Annotated in this window: 15 protein-coding genes; 4 read left to right on the plus strand and 11 right to left on the minus strand. The window is 64.6% G+C overall.

Going from position 1 to position 16533, the window contains the following annotated elements; genetic code table 11:
* Positions 1–26: 26 nt before the first annotated feature.
* Positions 27–269 (plus strand): ferredoxin, encoded by a 243-nt coding sequence (locus tag EWF95_RS08900; RefSeq protein ID WP_142443703.1) that lies wholly within the window; start codon positions 27–29, stop codon positions 267–269.
* Positions 270–278: 9 nt separating this feature from the next.
* On the opposite strand, the gene EWF95_RS08905 is transcribed toward EWF95_RS08900, so the two are convergent.
* Positions 279–626 (minus strand): MarR family transcriptional regulator, encoded by a 348-nt coding sequence (locus EWF95_RS08905; RefSeq protein WP_142443704.1) that lies wholly within the window; start codon positions 624–626, stop codon positions 279–281.
* 94 nt (positions 627–720) lie between these two features.
* Here EWF95_RS08905 and EWF95_RS08910 point away from each other — a divergent pair, with 94 nt between their 5' ends.
* Entirely contained in the window at positions 721–1038 is a 318-nt protein-coding gene (locus EWF95_RS08910) for a hypothetical protein (RefSeq protein WP_142443705.1), read from the plus strand.
* A 9-nt stretch (positions 1039–1047) separates the two neighbouring features.
* Here the strand turns inward: EWF95_RS08910 and EWF95_RS08915 are convergent, their stop codons facing one another.
* The 4 genes from EWF95_RS08915 to EWF95_RS08930 form a co-directional block, all read right to left on the minus strand.
* Positions 1048–2337: an O-acetylhomoserine aminocarboxypropyltransferase/cysteine synthase family protein gene (locus EWF95_RS08915; protein ID WP_142443706.1), complete on the minus strand. Its 1290-nt coding sequence runs from the start codon at positions 2335–2337 to the stop codon at positions 1048–1050.
* 80 nt (positions 2338–2417) lie between these two features.
* On the minus strand, positions 2418–3674 hold the full coding sequence (metX, locus tag EWF95_RS08920; protein WP_142443707.1) for a homoserine O-acetyltransferase MetX: 1257 nt from the start codon (positions 3672–3674) through the stop codon (positions 2418–2420).
* A gap of 43 nt (positions 3675–3717) precedes the next feature.
* Positions 3718–4998: an O-acetylhomoserine aminocarboxypropyltransferase/cysteine synthase family protein gene (locus EWF95_RS08925; protein WP_142443708.1), complete on the minus strand. Its 1281-nt coding sequence runs from the start codon at positions 4996–4998 to the stop codon at positions 3718–3720.
* Positions 4999–5086: 88 nt separating this feature from the next.
* On the minus strand, positions 5087–6778 hold the full coding sequence (locus EWF95_RS08930; RefSeq protein WP_142443709.1) for a sensor histidine kinase: 1692 nt from the start codon (positions 6776–6778) through the stop codon (positions 5087–5089).
* 117 nt (positions 6779–6895) lie between these two features.
* Here EWF95_RS08930 and ligA point away from each other — a divergent pair, with 117 nt between their 5' ends.
* Entirely contained in the window at positions 6896–9061 is a 2166-nt protein-coding gene (gene ligA, locus EWF95_RS08935) for an NAD-dependent DNA ligase LigA (RefSeq protein ID WP_142443710.1), read from the plus strand.
* 27 nt (positions 9062–9088) lie between these two features.
* On the opposite strand, the gene EWF95_RS08940 is transcribed toward ligA, so the two are convergent.
* Positions 9089–9646 carry a DUF2703 domain-containing protein gene (locus EWF95_RS08940; protein ID WP_185911751.1) on the minus strand — a complete coding sequence of 186 codons (558 nt, stop codon included), beginning with the start codon at positions 9644–9646 and terminating at the stop codon, positions 9089–9091.
* Between the two features lie 140 nt (positions 9647–9786).
* On the opposite strand from EWF95_RS08940, the gene EWF95_RS08945 reads away from it, so the two are divergent.
* Complete coding sequence (locus EWF95_RS08945) at positions 9787–10182, plus strand: winged helix-turn-helix transcriptional regulator (RefSeq protein ID WP_142443712.1); 396 nt, start codon at positions 9787–9789, stop codon at positions 10180–10182.
* A 13-nt stretch (positions 10183–10195) separates the two neighbouring features.
* On the opposite strand, the gene EWF95_RS08950 is transcribed toward EWF95_RS08945, so the two are convergent.
* The 5 genes from EWF95_RS08950 to EWF95_RS08970 are packed head-to-tail and all read right to left on the minus strand — an operon-like array spanning position 10196 to position 16532.
* Positions 10196–12382, minus strand: a complete 2187-nt coding sequence (locus EWF95_RS08950) for an ATP-dependent DNA helicase (protein ID WP_142443713.1) — start codon at positions 12380–12382, stop codon at positions 10196–10198.
* A gap of 40 nt (positions 12383–12422) precedes the next feature.
* The gene (gene argF / locus EWF95_RS08955; RefSeq protein WP_142443714.1) at positions 12423–13316 is read right to left on the minus strand and encodes an ornithine carbamoyltransferase; all 894 of its coding nucleotides are present in this window, start codon (positions 13314–13316) and stop codon (positions 12423–12425) included.
* Complete coding sequence (locus EWF95_RS08960; protein ID WP_142443715.1) at positions 13313–14440, minus strand: [LysW]-lysine hydrolase; 1128 nt, start codon at positions 14438–14440, stop codon at positions 13313–13315. The genes argF and EWF95_RS08960 overlap by 4 nt, the downstream gene beginning before the upstream one ends.
* Positions 14440–15576: an aspartate aminotransferase family protein gene (locus EWF95_RS08965; protein ID WP_142443716.1), complete on the minus strand. Its 1137-nt coding sequence runs from the start codon at positions 15574–15576 to the stop codon at positions 14440–14442. Before EWF95_RS08965 ends, EWF95_RS08960 begins: the two co-directional genes overlap by 1 nt.
* Positions 15573–16532 (minus strand): acetylglutamate/acetylaminoadipate kinase, encoded by a 960-nt coding sequence (locus tag EWF95_RS08970; protein WP_142443717.1) that lies wholly within the window; start codon positions 16530–16532, stop codon positions 15573–15575. Before EWF95_RS08970 ends, EWF95_RS08965 begins: the two co-directional genes overlap by 4 nt.
* Between the last annotated feature and the right edge of the window lies 1 nt (position 16533).

A 16533-nucleotide genomic window follows, 5' to 3' on the forward strand; every position in this document is an offset into this window, starting at 1 on the left:
TGTAACCGACGCCACAACAGGGAGCCATGCAGATCGAATTCGACCGCGATACCTGTATCGGGATGTTCCAGTGCGTCGCCGAGTGGGACGGCTTCGAGAAAGATATGGACGCCGGCAAAGCCGACCTCGTCGATAGTGAGGAAACCGACGATAACATCTTCGTCGCCGACGTGCCCGACGGCGAAGAACTCGACGCGAAGTTCGCCGCTCGGGTCTGTCCGGTCGACGCCATCGCGGTCTACGATGACGACGGCGAGCAGATCGTCTGAGCCGCTCTTTCAGTCGTCGCCGGCTGCATTCAGCGCGCTGTTGAGCGCGAACAGTTCTTCGACGACGACGCTGTCGGCGACTTGATAACGACGCGGCGACGTGTTCGGCACCGGTTCGACGATGTCGAGATCGAGCAGGCGGTCGATGTATTTGCTCACCGTCTGTCGGGTCACGCCAGCGTGATCCGCGAGTTCCGTCTTGGTGAACTCTCGCCCCGGCGGAAGGGTAAGGATGGCGTCGATGAGGATCGGGATGCTCTCGTGCTGGAAAAGATAGAGGACACCGCTCGGATTCTCCAAGCGAGCCTCCTTGGTGTCTTTCTCCGCTGCCGGGTGCTTCGGCGATGACTCACTCATGCTACTGGTTTACCGGTTACTACACAAAGCTGTTTCCTTGAACGTAAATCTGCATTAACGTATTCTTATCAGAGAAGCCGAGAAACGGGGAAATATGCGGAAGCCGTCGGTGAAGTGTGCGCTCCTCGCCGCGATGGTAGCCGAGCATCGTTGGGGGTCACCTATCGTCGAAGAAAATCTCCTCTCTATCGCTGCCATCGAGACGAGTGATTACCCCACTGCCAGTGACAGCTTCGACGATCTACGTTCCGAGTCCTACATTACGAATCGGGGGAACCGGGGTATCGAACTCAACAACAGTGCGTTTGGCACACTGGCTGACGTACTCTACCACGAGTGCCAGTGGGAGCCGTTCCAGATCAAAAGCCGGCTCAAACATTACGAGGGCTGGGATACCCACGACTGGGTCTGACCCCTACTTTCAACTTGATTGTGTGATCGCCTGATCGAGGTCGTCGATGATGTCCTGCGGATCCTCGATCCCGACCGACAGCCGCACGAGGTCGTCGGTGACGCCCGCCGACAGCTTCTCCTCGTCGCTGAGTTGCTGGTGGGTCGTCGACGCCGGGTGGATGATGAGCGTTTTCGCGTCGCCGACGTTCGCCAGCAGCGACGCCAACTCGGTGGATTCGACGGTGCCGCGGGCGGCGTCGTAGCCGCCTTCCAGCCCGAAGGTGATCATGCCGCCGTAGCCGCCGTCGAGGTATTTCGAGGCCATCTCGTGGGTTTCGTGGCTTTCGAGGCCGGGATAGGTCACCCACGACACGTCGTCGTGATCTTCGAGGAACTCGGCGACCGCCATGGCGTTCTCGCAGTGTCGCTCCATCCGCATCGGCAGCGTTTCGAGCTTTTGCATGGTGACCCACGCGTCGAAGGGGCTCTGTTGATTGCCGAGATCGCGGAGCCCGCGGGCGATGGCGGCGTAGGTGAAGCCGGCGTCGCCGAACGTTTCGGCGAAGTTGATGCCGTGGTAGGCGGGGTTGGGCGCGCCGATCTCGGGGTAGTCGTCGGCGTGAGCAAGCCAGTCGAAGGAGCCGCCGTCGATCAGCGCGCCGCCGACCGTCGAGCCCGCGCCGTGGATCCACTTCGTCGTCGACTCCCAAACGAGATCCGCGCCGTGTTCGAGGGGTCGGCAGAGTGCGGGCGAGGCGAAGGTGTTGTCGACGAACAGCGGCGTGTCGTGGTCGTGGGCGATGTCGGCGATGCGTTCGAGGTCGGGGGTGACCAGTGCAGGGTTGCCGATGGTTTCGAGGTGGACGTAGGCGGTGTCGTCGTCGATGGCCTCCTCGTAGGCATCGTAATCGAGGGTATCGACGAAGCGGGTCGTGATCCCGCGGCGTTCGACGCTGTGGGTGAGGTAGGTGTAGGTGCCGCCGTAGAGCGACGACGCCGAAACGATGTTGTCGCCGGCTTCCGCCAGCAGGAACGTCGCCACGTCGAGAGCGGCCATCCCCGAGGCGGTGGCGACCGCGCCGACGCCGCCCTCAAGGGAGGCCAGCCGTTCTTGAAGACTGCCGACAGTCGGGTTCATCAGCCGCGAGTAGATGTGGCCCGGTTTTTCCAGGGCGAACTGTTTGGCTGCGTCCTCGGCGTCATCGAAGACGTAGGAGGTCGTTTGGTAGATCGGCGGTGCGCGCGAGCCGGTCGCAGGGTCGGGATCGGTACCAGCGTGGAGGCTTCGGGTCTCGAAGCCGGGTGTCTCGTCGGACATACACTCACGCACACGTAGAGTGGGTATCTAAATCTGCGTACTGTCGGGCCGCCGCCGCTCGACCGAAACCACCACCGCGCTTACCCCGAAAACAGGCTGCTGTGGACGGGGGCGAAATCTTCGTCGCCATCCTCGACGTGCTCGTCGTCGTCAGCCGCCGTATCCGTGATCGCCCGACCCTCAAGTCCGTTGTTGAGGAAATCACGTACCGGCGGGCCGACGTTTTCGGGCTCGACGAGGAAGGCGTCGTGGCCGTGATCGGAGTCGACGACGTGGTGGGCGACGGGCACCTCGGCCGCGCGGAACGCCTCGGCCAGCGTCTCCGACTGGCTCACCGTGAAATGCCAGTCGGCGGTAAAGGACAGCAGTAGGGCCTCGCCCTCGAAGGCCGAGATGGCCCGTTCGATGGTGCCGTGGCCCTCCGCGAGATCGTAGTCGTCCATCGCCCGCGTCAGGTAGAGGTAGCTGTTGGCGTCGTATCGCTCGGTGAACTGCTCGGCGTTGTAATCGAGGTAGGACTCGACCTCCCGGTAGGGGAAGAAGGCGGCTGCCTTATCCGGCGGGAACAGGGCGTCGCTGCCCTCGATACCGCTGTCGCGGCCCGCCGACCGGCGGCCGAACTTGCGCTCCATCGAGGCCTTTGAGAGGTACATAATGTGGCCGAGCTGGCGCGCGATAGCGAGGCCCTGCTGTGGCGGGCTAGCGTCATCATCGCCGGTGCCGTAGTAGTCGCCGCCGTTCCAGTTGGGGTCGCTGCGGATCGCCCGCCGGGCGACGGCGTCGATAGCGAGACACTGCGGATCGAGTGTCGCCGCCGCCGCGACCGGCGCGATCAGCTCCGCGTCGTCGGGGTACTGTTTCGCCCACTCCAGGACGTTCATCCCGCCGACGCTGCCGCCGATGATGAGTCGGAGGCGACCGACGCCGAGATGATCGAGCAGGCGACGCTGGGCTCGTGTCCAGTCACCGATGGTGACAGGCGGGAAATCGGTGCCGTAGGGCTCGCCCGTCTCGGGATTCGTTGAGGCGGGCCCCGAGGAGCCATAACAGGAGCCGGGGACGTTCGCGCAGACGACGTAGTAGTCGGTGGTGTCGATGGCCTTCCCGGGGCCGACGATGTCGCCCCACCACGCGCGGGCCTGGCCGGCGGTGCCAGGGGTGTTGTAGCTGGCGACGTTCTGGCTCCCCGTGAGAGCATGGCAGACTAACACGGCGTTGTCGCCGGTGAACTCGCCGTAGGCTTCGTAGGCAATCTCGAGATTCGGGATCGACTCGCCGCACTCGAAGCGGAAATCGCCGAGTTCGACGACCCCACGGTCGACTTCGGTCGCGCTCATTGGTTATCCCTCCTGTGTCGCCGTCGCGCATAGTCTGTTCGACTCATTGGTCGGCGGCCACCTCCAGTCCGGCGTCGAGGTCGGCGATGATGTCCGCGCTGTTCTCGATGCCGACCGACAGCCGGAGCATGTCGGGGGCGACGCCCGCCGCGCGCTGTTCGTCCTCGCTGAGTTGGGCGTGAGTCGTCGACGCCGGGTGGATGACCAACGTCTTCGCGTCACCGATATTAGCCAGAAAGCTCGTCAACTCGACGGCCTCACAGAACGCCTTGGCGGCCTCGAAGCCGCCCTCGACGCCGAAGGTGACCATGCCGCCGTAGCCCGACAAGTAGTCGCTGGCATTGTCGTGGGTCGCGTGATCGTCGAAGCCGGGGTAGGTGACCCACGCGACGCGGGGATCGTCTCGCAGGAACTCGGCGACGACACCCGCGTTCTCGCAGTGGCGATCCATGCGCAACGGTAGGGTTTCGATGCCTTGCATCGTCTGCCAGGCGTCGAAGGGGGACTGTTGGTTGCCGATGGCCCGCACTGCCCGATGCCGGGCGGCCAGCGTCAGCGCGCGGTCGCCGAACCGCTCACTGAAGTCGAAGCCGAATCCGGGGTTGTCGCCCGAGAGTTCGGGGTAGTCCGCGTCGGGGTGATCCCATGGGAACGTGCCGCCGTCGACGACGACGCCGCCGACGGTTGTCCCCGAGCCGTGGATCCATTTGGTCGTCGACTCCCAGACGATGTCTGCACCGTGTTCGATGGGCCGACAGAGACAGGGCGTGCCGAAGGTGTTGTCGACGACCAGCGGGACGGCGTGGTCGTGGGCGATCTCGGCCAGCCGCTCGAAATCCGGCGTCACCAGCGAGGGGTTGGCGATGGTCTCGACGTGGACGTAGGCGGTGTCGTCGTCGATAGCGTCGGCATAGGCGTCGTACTCAAGCGTCGGCACCGTGCGGGCCTCGATCCCGCGGCGCGGTGCGAGCGTCGAGAGGTAGCTGCCGGTGCCGCCGTACATGTCGCTGCTGGCGACGACGTTGTCGCCGCTCTGTGCGAGCACCGTCGTCAGCGCGTCGAACGCGCCCATCCCGGAGGCGGTGGCGACCGCGCCAACACCACCCTCTAAGTCGGCCAGCCGGGCTTCGAGCTGGCGGACGGTGGGGTTCGAGACCCGCGAGTACACGTCGCCTTCTTCTTGGAGGGCGTACAGATCCGCGGCGGTGTCGGCATCATCGAAGACGTAGGAGGAGGTCTGATAGATCGGTGGAGCCCGCGCGCCGGTGTCGGGATCGGGCTCTGTCCCGGCATGCAGACTCCGCGTGTTGAAGCCCCGAGTCATGTACAGTATGCATATATCTCTAAGCTTTTATGCGTGAGAGTTACGGCAAAAGCGTCTGGTTTGCGGTGTGACACCACCTCACAGAAACTCAGGTCGCAACGCCGGTGATCTCGAAACAGGCTCCGCCGTCGTCGCTCTCACCGACCGCGATCCGCCAGCCGTGAGCCTCGACGATCCGCTCGACGACCGCGAGTCCGATGCCGGTGCCCTCCTCGTCGGTTGTGTACCCGAACTCGAAGAGATCCTCACGGTCGTCGGGATCAATACCGGTTCCATCGTCCTCGATCGCAAACCCCTCGGCTGTCGAGATGACCGTGACCGTCGAGGCCTCGCTGTGGTCGTTGGCGTTCCGAAAGAGGTTCTCGAAGGCCTGCCGGAGGCGGACGGGATCGGCGGGGACGGTTCGATCGGTGTCGACACGGAGCTCCATCTCACCGGTCTCGGCGGTCGCCCACGCCTCGGTCGCACACGCTTCCAGGGAGACGGGTTCGGGATCGGCGACCGTCTGGCCCTGCCGAGCCATCGTGAGCAGCACCTCGATGAGCTCCTCCATCCGGTCGTGGGAGTTGGTGATGTGGTCAAGCCCCATCTGGGCGGTGTCGATATCCGGCTCCTCGCCGTCGAGGGCGTCTGTAACCGCCGCGACCCACCCCTCCGCGGTCGACAGCGGATTGCGGAGATCATGCGAGACGACATCGGCAAACTCTTCGAGCCGCTCGTTTTGCTCTTCGAGCTGTCGCTCCCGCTGTTTGCGATCGGTGATATCGCGGAGGACGACCACATACCCCTGGGTGATATCGAACTGATCGGTCACCCCGGTGACCTCGATGTCGTAGGTTCGACGGCGGCTGTCGGTGTCGGCGGTGAACTCGGTGGCGGTGCCGCCGTCGGTAACAGCAGCCGTGAGCGTCTCACCGAAGGACTGATCGTCGACCGCATCGATCGGCACCTGGGTTCGGAGATCATCGACAAGCGCGTCGGCAGCCGTGTTGTAGTCGGCGACAACGCGGTCGCCGTTGATGAGCAACACCGGATCGTCCATCTCCCGGAAAAACCGGGTGACGATCACGGGGGCAACACGCAGGAAATCATACCGGTAGAGTGCCCACCCGACACCCACCGCTTGCAGATTAAACAGGATCGGTGTCGGGTCGACCAAGGGATGAGGTCGGTAATCGGTGATAAACAGCGTCGTCGAGATGAGCACGATCGCACCGATCGCAAAGATGATCAACGCCTGATAGCGGTAGATCCCTTGTGTCTGCACAAAAAATCGCCCAAGCAAAAACAGCGAGAGCCCGACCAACACAGCCCCGATCAGGAGCTGAATAGCCGCACCGAGTCCGGCGGTCTCGACGGCGGCGGTCACCACACCGAACTCACCGACCTCGACGCCTTCGAGCATGAGGTTTCCGGGGTTGCTGACGACGAGAATCGACCAGACGATGGATTCGGCAACCCCAACCCACCAGAGCCACGACGGGAGCCACTCGCTGTCGCCGGTGTACTCGCTGACAAACCGGAGCCAGGCGAAGGCAGCGAGCGCCGAGAACAACGCCTTGATAAAGAGCCCAACATCCGCGAGCAGCGTCCCTCCAGCGATCAGCATACAAAAGTAGCCGGCAGCCCAGAGACTGTCGACGGCCATCAGAACAGCATAGGACTCGGATAAGGGGTGTTTGATCCGGGTAAACGAGTACACCGCCAGCGCGCCACTCACCACCACTGCGGTGAAGACGGCGGCGATAACGGTGAGGCTCAGGAGGGCCTCATCAACCATGGGAATCGATTACTCGGCGCATATGTAAATAGACTAGCGGTTTTAGACAGAACCATCCTCACAGCAGATCCGGCCATCCAGCCCGGATTTTTCACCCTCGGGTTGCAACCATCACCAATGAGTCACGCTGACAGCGAGACGGCCTACGCCGACAGCGACAACCCCTACCTCCGCGATCCAGCGACAAACTTCGAGCCCGCCGACGCGCTCTCACAGGAGGGGGCCGAACAGCAGGTCGAACAGCTCAGAGCCGCGATCCGCGAACACGACTATCGCTACTACGTCGACAACGATCCCCTGATCGCCGACCGAATCTACGACCAGCTGTTCGACCGCCTCGAAACGCTCGAAACCGAGTTCGATCTCGCTACCCCCGACAGCCCGACCAGCCGCGTCGGCGGCGAGCCGGTCGACGACCTCGACACGGTCGAACACACCGCGCCGATGTTGTCTATCGCTCAGAGCGGCGACGCCGACGACGTGCGGGAGTTCGCCGACCGCACCGCCCGGATGCTCCACGATGACGGATTCGACCCCGAGGAGATCGGCTACGTCTGCGAACCCAAATTCGACGGCATCTCTATCGAACTCGCCTACGAAAACGGCCACCTCGTCCGTGCGGCGACCCGCGGCGACGGCGCGGAAGGCGACGACGTGACCGCCCAAGCCCGCCGCATCCGGGCGATTCCGCAGCGACTCCGCGGTGGCGCACCCGAACTACTAGCAGTTCGCGGCGAGGTGTTCATGCCGAAAGACGGCTTTCGGGAGCACAACCGCCAGCGCGTCGAAGACGGAAAGGAACCCTTCGCCAACCCCAGAAACGCGACCGCGGGGACGATCCGGCAACTCGATCCGGGTGTCGTCGCCGACCGGCCGCTTGACTGCTTCGTCTACGACATTATGGCCTACGAGGTCGGCGACGATGCCGACGAGCCTGACGACGCCAACGACGCTACCGCCGCCGACCGCCCAGCAACCCAGTGGGCCGAACGCGATGCCATTGAGGCGTGGGGCTTCCATGTCGACGATCTCGCCGAACAGGTCTCTGGCATCGAGGCCGCAATCGAGTACCGCGACGCGCTGCTCGACGACCGCGAGAACCTGAACTACGAGATCGACGGCGTCGTGATCAAAGTCGACGACACCGCCGCAGCCGACGCCCTCGGCAACACGGCTCGGGAGACGCGCTCGGCGTTCGCCTACAAGTTCCCCGCCCGCACCGAGGTGACGACAGTCACCGATATCGTCGTGCAGGTCGGCCGCACCGCCCGGCTCACCCCGGTCGCGCTGCTCGATCCCGTCCAGGTCGGTGGCGTCACCGTCTCCCGAGCCACCCTCCACAACCCCGGCGAGATCGAATCCCTCGCTGTCGATGTCGGCGACCGCGTGCGTGTCCTGCGCGCCGGCGACGTGATCCCCTACATCGAGGAGGTCGTCGAGGCCGACACCGACGAGACCTTCGCGTTTCCCGAGACCTGTCCAGTCTGCGACAGCCCCGTCGACCGCGACGGGCCGCTGGCCTTTTGTACGGGCGGGCTTGGCTGCTCGGCCCAGCGCGAACGCGCTATCGAGCACTACGTCAGCCGCGGCGGGCTCGATATCAAGGGACTGGGGCCCGAGCGCATCGCCCAACTCCGGGAGGCCGACCTGCTCGACTCGCTTGACGACCTCTACCGCCTCGACCGCGAGGAGTTGGCCGCACTGGAGGGGTGGGGCGAAAAGAGCGCGGGGAACCTCCTCGACGAGATCGACGCCGCCAGCGAACCGCCGCTGGATTCGTTCCTCACCGCGCTCTCTATCCCGGAGGTCGGCGGCGCGACTGCGACCGCGCTCGCCCGCGAGTTCGGCTCCCTTGAGGCCCTGATCGACGCCGACACCGACGCCCTCGAAGCTGTCGACGACGTGGGCCCCATTGTCGCCGAGACGATCCGGGAATTCTTCGAGAATCCGGAGAACCGCGCAGCCATCGACGCGCTGCTCGATGCGGGTGTCGATCCCCAGCCAGTCGAAGGAGCCGACGCTGGCGACGAACTCGACGGCCTCACGTTCGTGTTCACTGGCTCGCTGGCGGTCGCGCGGGACGACGCCCAGTCGCTGGTCGAAGCTCACGGCGCGAACGCGACCGGCAGCGTCTCCGGCAACACGGATTACCTGGTCGCCGGCGACAACGCCGGCCAGCGAAAACAGGACGACGCCGACGACAACGGCGTGCCGATCCTCACCGAACGTGATTTCGCCGAACTGCTGGCCGACTACGGGATCGACTGGCCGCCGAGCGAGTAGGCCACCGGCTCGGTAGAACAGCCCGCCTCAACAGTCACACCCGCCCGCGCCGCTGGCGTCCGCGTCGCCGAAAAACGACGCGATATTCGCTGAGGCTCCTTCAGAAGCTTTCTCGCGTGTGATTTCGGACGGTGACTGCTCAGGAACCGTAGCCCGCACCAATGCCGCAACAAGGAACTCGACCGGCGGGGTCGTATACTCCTCACCCCGGTAATGCCAGAGCCGACAGTCGATCTCGCCCGGACACGCACAGAGGTCGCCACACGATTCGCAGTTGTTCTCGCGGTAGTCCGGCTGGATATCGCGCCCGTTGATGCGGATCGTCGGCGACACGGCCAGCTGCGTCGCTTTCGCTGCCGCCAGCGTGTCGACGTGGATATCGCGCACAACGACGCCGACATCCAGCGGTTCGAGGATCGGTTCGACCTGTGTGAGTGCGGTTTCGAGTGCCTCCTGGGTTCCGCTACATCGCTCGCAGGATTCGTTGTCGAGGTAGAGAAAATCGATAGTAACTGTCCGTCGTGCGTACTCCGCAGCCGCCATTTCGACAACTGAAACAGCTGTGCTGTCTGGGAAGGTCTGCATTGTGGTGGTCACTACGGCCGCCCGGCGCATATACTGTTCAGTTAGCAAACACGAACCGGGTTTCCGTACCGAAACCACCTCTCGGTCGATGGCATGCCGACTACGAACGTATATGCTGCTACAGCGGCTGTTTGTGACGTATGAGCGAATCACAGTGGCAAGCGACGTGGCATGGCTTGCACGATATACTCGGGCCGAAGTGGACGTTTCACATTCTGCGCTTGCTCTCCGAGGAGCCACACGGCTTCAACGCCATTCGGGACAGTCTGGATGGGCTAACCGCGCCGATCCTCTCCCAGCGGCTCAAGGAGCTTCGCTGCCATGGCCTCATTGAGCGAACGGTCGAAGCGACGACACCGCCGACAACGACCTATTCGCTCACTCCAACGGGCACGGAGATCGCCACACGGCTTCGAGCACTGGAGTCGCTTGTCGAGATCAACGAGCAGCCGACGCGGGACTGCTCGGCCGAGACGATGGACTGTCGGTCGGAAGCACTCGCCAACGGCTGCGTTACGGCAGCGAATCAATGTTGAGGCACACCGCCGCTCATGGCTCCGGCGGCGCACCCTCGTAGGCGTCGTGATCGGTATAGAAATTCAGCATGGCGAACTTCAGTTTCCCAGGGTTGATATCGACCAGTTCCTCACGTTCCTCAACAGGGAAACTCCGCCGGACGCTGTATTTCCCCATGTCGGCCTCGGTGTATCGCTTGTCGGCAAGAATCCGCACGCCGAAATCCTCCGGCGAGCGGATGACGCGGCCGAGGGCCTGCCGGGTTTTGCGGATCGTCGGAATCTCGACGGCGTAGGCCCAGCCCGCATCGCGTTTCTGGTGTTTTCCTTTGTAGGCGCGTTTGTACGCATCTTGGACGGCCTCCATCCGCTCGGAGAGTTTCGGGTACGGCACGCCGATGACGGCGACGGTGCGGGCTTCCTCGCCGTCGAAACTCACGCCCTCCGCGAGGGTGCCCCACAGCGACGTGAACAGCGTGGCATCGTCGCTGGCGACGAACCGCTGGCGGAGGTCTTCGGTCGTCACGCCCGACTCGTCGCGGATGAACGTCCCGAGGTCGTTGCTGTCGCGGTCGCCGCCGAGGCGGCTGTAGTAACGTTCGGCCTCCGCATAGGAGGGAAAGAATAGCAGGGTGTTGCCCGGTGTAAATCGGATCACGTCCCGCAGGAGTTGGCTGATCGTCTCCTGTGTCGCAGGGTCGTCGCGCTCGCTGGCGAAGAGGGCAGGTACCTCCGCCGCGTACGTCCGGCGATTGTCTTCTGGATAGGCGAGCCCGTAGGCCATCGTCGCCGGCGAGTCCAGCCCGAGGACGTCCTCGGTCACGTCGAACGGCCGCAGCGTCGCGCTCATCAACACGCTGGCGTACACGTCGTCGAAGAGGTCGCGGGTGACCTCGCGTGGAATACAGGTGTAAAGTTCGGCCCGGCCGTAGACGTCGCCGGTCTGGTCGTTCCGCCGGACGCCAGCCATCGGATGCTGGCCGAGTTCACCGCCCTCCGACATCCAGGTGCTGATGAACTGGGCGGCCTGGAGGGTCTGACACTCCGCGCGGCTCGTCGCCTCGCCTTCCTTGTAGGCGCGTTCGTACTCCTCGTCGAGCGTCCGGCCCAACTGCACCGCGAGTTCGGTTTCGGTGTCGATGCCGCGGCCCTCGTAGAGCCGGAGGAAGGCGAGGGTGATCTCATCGCGGGCGTCGGGGTTGGCGACTGAGATATCCTCCCAGTGGTCGCCGACATTGTCCCGCTCATAGTCGCTGAGTTCGTCCTCGTAGGCGACGATGAGCGCGTCCCGAAACGCTTCGATCACGTTGCGCGCGGGGTCGGCGCGGGAGTCCTCGACGCCGGCGAGCTCTTCGAGCGCGGAATCGAGCGTATTTTCGGTGAGCGTCTTGGTCGCGTGATCGCGGGCCGCGCCCTCGATGTTGTGGGCTTCGTCGAAGACGGTGATCACGTCGCTCGGCTCACAGTCGAGCCAGCGGAAGAACTGCTCGCGGATCATCGGATCAAGCAGATGGTGGTAGTTACAGACGACGAGGTCGACGCCTTCCATCCCCTCTTTCAGGAGTTCGTACCCACAGAGGTGCTGTTTGTCGGCGTACTCGTAGATCTCCTCGGGCGTTCGCACGTCGTCGAAGAGCCAGCCGAAGAAGTCGTCGGTGTCGGCGGTGAGGTTGTTGTAGTAGTAATCGCAGACGTTGCCGCCGCGGAGGTCGTCGAGTTCGTCCTCTAGGTCGTCGAGTTCGTCCATCACCGCGCTGCGGGCTTCGGCCGCGCCGGACTCGCCCTCTTGGCTCGCTTCGAGGAGTTCCTCCTGTCGGGCGGCGAGTTCCTCGTGGTCGGTTTCGGTGTCGACGAGTTCGCGGGTGGTATCCCGGAGGGTCTGGCACTCCTGATACCCCACGTCGATGTGGCACATCTCGGCTTTGCCCTTGAAGACGACCGCGCGGATCGGCTCGGTGCGCGTGATCGCGCGGGCGTCGTCGACGAACTGCCGCATCTGCTGGTGGACGTTGGTGGTGATGACGACCGTTTTGTCGTTCTCGCGCGCGTAGGCGAGTGCGGGCACGAGCGCGGAGAGGGTCTTCCCGGTGCCGGGCGCGCCCTCGAAGAGCACGTCGCGGGCCTGCCCCAGCGAGTTGGCGATCCGGTCGATCGCCTCACGCTGGTTCGGGTACGGCGTCTCGTAGGGGAAGAACCGGAGGTCGTCGTCCGCGGCTGTCACACCGGCCCTTTGGCGGCAACCGATTAAAACATAGGGGCGATTAGCCGAGCAACTCGACCAGCAGGGCCTTCTGGGCGTGCAGTCGGTTTTCGGCCTGCTCCCACACAATCGAGCGGTCGCTTTCGATGACGCTGTCGGTGATCTCCTCGCCGCGGTGGGCCGGCAGGCAGTGCATCACCGTCGCGTCGGTGTCGGCCAGCAGCTCGTCGTTGAGTTGGAAGCCGTCGAAGGCAGCCAATTTCTCCTCGCGTTTGTCCTCCTCGCCCATGCTGACCCACACGTCGGTGTAGATCACGTCCGCGCCGTCGATGGCGGCTGCGGGGTCGGTGTAGACCTCGGGTGCCTCGCCGAGTTCGTCGGCGCGGTCGATGACGGCGTCGTCCATCGCGTAGTTCGCCGGCGTCGCGACCGCGAGATCGACCCCCGCGAGCGCGCAGCCAACGGCGAAGGACTGACCGACGTTGTTGCCGTCGCCGACCCAGGCGACCCGCACGTCATCGAGGCCGCCGAACTGCTCGCGAATCGTCAACAGATCAGCGAGGGTCTGACAGGGATGGGCGTCGTCGGTGAGGCCGTTGATGACGGGCACGTCGGCGTACTCCGCGAGGGTTTCGGCGTCCTCGTGGTCGAAGAGTCGGGCCATGATCCCGTCAACGTAGCGGCCCATCGCGCGAGCGGTGTCTTTCAGCGGCTCGCCGTGGCCGAGTTGGATGTCGTCAGGGCCCATGAAGATCGCGTGGCCGCCGAGTTGCGTCATCCCGGTCTCGAATGAGATCCGGGTGCGCGTACTCGGCTTCTCGAAGAGCATCCCGAGGGTCTGGTCGGTCAGTCTAGTGTCGTTGTCGCCAGCTTTCAGGTCGGCTGCCAGCGCGAGCAGGGCGTCGAGTTCGTCGGCCGAGACATCGTCGATATCGAGGAAGTCGTCCGCGTTCATTGTGCTGCCTCCGTGTCGGTCGCCTCGCTGTCGACGCTCACCGCGTTGTCGCCAACGCCGAGTCGCTCACACACGTCGATCAACACGTCGATAGCGTTGTCGAAGGCGTCGAGCGGGAGGTGTTCGTTCGGCGTGTGGTCGAGACTGGAGTCGCCGGGGCCGTAGCTCACCATCTCACAGTCCCACTGGGTGGCGAAGACGTTCATGTCGCTGGTGCCGGTCTTCCGGAGCAGGCGCGGATCGCCGCCCTGCTCGCGGATCGCCGCCCGGAAGACGCGGGCCAACTCCGTACGGGGGTTGGTCATCACCGGCGGGATCGACTCCGTCCAGTTGACCGTCCCGATGTCGAGTTCGGCATCCGAGAGCTCGCGCACTTCGTCGGGCGTGCGCTCGGGCGGGACGCGCAACTGGAACTCCATGGTCGCCTCCATCGAGAGGCCGTCGACGGAGACGCCGCCCTCGATATCGACGGGTTTCGTCGTCACCTGCTCGAAGACGGGCACCCACTCGTCGGGCTCGAAGATCGCTTCGACACGATCCCACCAGCTCATCGCATGCTGGATTGCGTTCAGATCGGGCCGGGAGTGATGGCCGGACTCGCTGGCGGCGACGTAGGTTCCCTCAAGGAGACCACGGTAGCCCAGCGTGATACCGTCCCAGCCGGATGGCTCGCCGTTGATGATCAACTCGGGTGCTTCGCGGTGGTCAGTCAGGTACCACGCGCCACGCGAGGTCGACTCCTCGCCGACGACGCCGACGAACGAGGCTCCGGTTTCGACCGCCGCAATCGCCATCGACGCCAGCGAGCCCGTGGCGTCGACGCTGCCGCGCCCCCAGAGTTCGGGGCCCTCATCGCCGTCTTTGATCTCGACGGGAATCTCGCCGGGGACGGTGTCGATGTGCGAGGTCAGCAGGACGCTGTCGTCGCCCGGCGCGCGGACGTTGCCGATGTCGTCGATCCACACCTCGCGGTCGTGGCGTTCGAAGAAAGCTGCCAGTGCCTCGGCGGCTTCCGTCTCTTCGCCCGACACCGAAGGAATCGAGACCAACTCGGTGAGGAGTCGGCGGCCTTCGGTTCCGATGGCGGGATGTTCGACGGCGGAATGCGTTGATTCGACGGCCATCAGTCCAGTGCCTCCGTAAGTGCGTCAACGACGGTATCGACGTGTGTCTCCTCAATGGTGAGCGGGGGCAAAAATCGGACGACTGTCCGACCCGCCGGCAGCGCGAGGATCTGGTGGTTCATCGCCAGATCGCGCAGCACGCGGTTCGCGCCGCGTTTCACCTCGACGCCGACCATCAGCCCGTTGCCGCGCACGTCGCGGACGCCAAGGTCGTGTTCCTCGGCGGCGGCCTCGATTTCGCGTATCATATAGTCGCCCATCTCGGCAGCATGCTGTGGAATCTCCTCGTCGACGATGGTCGAGACGGTCGCGTGTGCGGCCGCGGAGATGACCGGGCCGCCGCTGAACGTCGAGGCGTGCGAGCCGTAGTTGTCGGCGATCCAGTCACGGCAGAGCGTCGCGCCGACCGGGAGTCCGTTGCCGAGGCCCTTCGCGCTCGTGATCATATCCGGCACCACGTCGGCCCACTCGGAGGCCCAGAGCGTCCCGGTACGGCCCATCCCAGTCTGTACCTCGTCGAAAATCAGTGCCGCGCCGCTGGTCGCGGTTTCGACGCGAGCCCGCTGGAGGAACTCCTTGCGAGCGGGGTTGATCCCGCCCTCGCCCTGCACTGGTTCGACGATCACCGCGGCGGTGTCGTCGTCGATGGCGGCGGCCATCTCCTCGGCGTCGTCGTATGCGACGAACTCGACATCGCCGATCAGTGGCTCGTAGGGCTTCTTGTACTTGTCCTTCCACGTGGTCGCCAGTGCGCCCATCGTCCGGCCGTGAAAGCCGCGTTTCGTCGAGATGATCTTCGAGTTGCCTGTCGCCGAGCGGGCGAATTTGAGGGCGGCTTCGTTGGCCTCCGTCCCGGAGTTGCAGAGCCACACCTTGTCGACGGTTTTCGGGGCTGTTTCGGCGAGGAGTTCGTACAGCTTCGTCCTGATGTCGACCGGATAGGACGCCTGGACGTAGGTGACCCGCGAGAGCTGGTCGGTGATGGCGTCTTGGACGGCCTCGTGGCCGTGGCCGAGCGGGACACAGGCGTAGCTCGCGCCCATGTCCAGATACTCGGTGCCGTTGCTGTCGGTGACGTACGCGCCGTCACCCTCGACGATCTCGATCGGTTTCTCCGAGAAGACAAAGCCACTCATTGGGTGATCTCTCCGTTGTCTGCCAGCGCGCTTGCCTCGATTTTCGTGCCCGCGCCGTCGAGCGCGCTACTGACCGGCGCGTCGCGGTTGGCGTCGCCGACGTGAACCGCCGTCGCGCCACCCTCAAGTGCCTCGGTTGCAGCCATCACTTTCTTCGTCATGAACCCCTCCGCGGCGGCTTTCACCGACTCCAGCTCCGCGGGTGTCGCTGCCGAATCGATGAGCGTCTCGGGATCGTCGGGATCAGCGTAGATGCCGGCCACGTCGGTCAACACGACGAGTTCGGCTCCGAGCGCGCCGGCGACCGCGGCCGCCGAGCGGTCGGCGTCGGCGTTGACCGGCAGGACTTCATCGTCGTCCTCGCCGAGCATCGGCACGCTCACGACCGGCGTGTAGCCGTCATTGAGCAGCGTAGTCAACAGATCGCTGTTCACGTCGGTAATCTTGCCGGAGTGGTCGCCGCGCTTGATCTTCTTTTTGCCGTCTTCGAGCACGCGAACCGCCGACTTGCGGGGGCCGGTCAGCAGGCCGCCATCGACGCCCGACAGGCCGACGGCATCGACGCCGGCGTTGCGGAACAGCGTCGTCAACTCCGTGTTGAGTTTGCCGGCCATCACCATCGCGAAGACTTCCATCGTCTCCGCGTCGGTAAAGCGGCCGGTGACGCCGCCCGGTGTTTCGACGTACGTCGGCTCGATGTCCATGCGTTCGAGCGTGTCGTCGACGGCGGTCGAGCCGCCGTGAACGACGACGACCTCGCGGTCGCCGTCGACGAGGCTGGCGATGTCGTCGACCGCGCCTTCGGGGTCGACGGCGTTCGCGCCGCCAATCTTGACGACAACTGGTGGCTGGCCACCGTCGGCTCGGAGTCGCCGCTGTGGGTTCGGCGGTGCCGTGCGGTCGGCTGTTCGATGCTGGCGACGACGAGCGCGTGTCTGTGAATCGTGTTCAGTCATA

This window comes from Halonotius roseus (genome assembly GCF_006861655.1).
Taxonomy (GTDB): domain Archaea; phylum Halobacteriota; class Halobacteria; order Halobacteriales; family Haloferacaceae; genus Halonotius; species Halonotius roseus.

What these genes read in the sequence shown, in the direction of transcription:
- metX (WP_142443707.1), bottom strand. Translation starts at nt 3,674, where the DNA reads ATGAGCGCGACCGAAGTCGACCGTGGGGTCGTCGAACTCGGCGATTTC.
- EWF95_RS08970 (WP_142443717.1), bottom strand. Translation starts at nt 16,532, where the DNA reads ATGACTGAACACGATTCACAGACACGCGCTCGTCGTCGCCAGCATCGA.
- EWF95_RS08910 (WP_142443705.1), top strand. Translation starts at nt 721, where the DNA reads ATGCGGAAGCCGTCGGTGAAGTGTGCGCTCCTCGCCGCGATGGTAGCC.
- EWF95_RS08945 (WP_142443712.1), top strand. Translation starts at nt 9,787, where the DNA reads ATGAGCGAATCACAGTGGCAAGCGACGTGGCATGGCTTGCACGATATA.
- EWF95_RS08915 (WP_142443706.1), bottom strand. Translation starts at nt 2,337, where the DNA reads ATGTCCGACGAGACACCCGGCTTCGAGACCCGAAGCCTCCACGCTGGT.
- EWF95_RS08930 (WP_142443709.1), bottom strand. Translation starts at nt 6,778, where the DNA reads ATGGTTGATGAGGCCCTCCTGAGCCTCACCGTTATCGCCGCCGTCTTC.
- EWF95_RS08965 (WP_142443716.1), bottom strand. Translation starts at nt 15,576, where the DNA reads ATGAGTGGCTTTGTCTTCTCGGAGAAACCGATCGAGATCGTCGAGGGT.
- EWF95_RS08960 (WP_142443715.1), bottom strand. Translation starts at nt 14,440, where the DNA reads ATGGCCGTCGAATCAACGCATTCCGCCGTCGAACATCCCGCCATCGGA.
- EWF95_RS08900 (WP_142443703.1), top strand. Translation starts at nt 27, where the DNA reads ATGCAGATCGAATTCGACCGCGATACCTGTATCGGGATGTTCCAGTGC.
- argF (WP_142443714.1), bottom strand. Translation starts at nt 13,316, where the DNA reads ATGAACGCGGACGACTTCCTCGATATCGACGATGTCTCGGCCGACGAA.
- ligA (WP_142443710.1), top strand. Translation starts at nt 6,896, where the DNA reads ATGAGTCACGCTGACAGCGAGACGGCCTACGCCGACAGCGACAACCCC.
- EWF95_RS08925 (WP_142443708.1), bottom strand. Translation starts at nt 4,998, where the DNA reads ATGACTCGGGGCTTCAACACGCGGAGTCTGCATGCCGGGACAGAGCCC.
- EWF95_RS08940 (WP_185911751.1), bottom strand. Translation starts at nt 9,646, where the DNA reads ATGCAGACCTTCCCAGACAGCACAGCTGTTTCAGTTGTCGAAATGGCG.
- EWF95_RS08905 (WP_142443704.1), bottom strand. Translation starts at nt 626, where the DNA reads ATGAGTGAGTCATCGCCGAAGCACCCGGCAGCGGAGAAAGACACCAAG.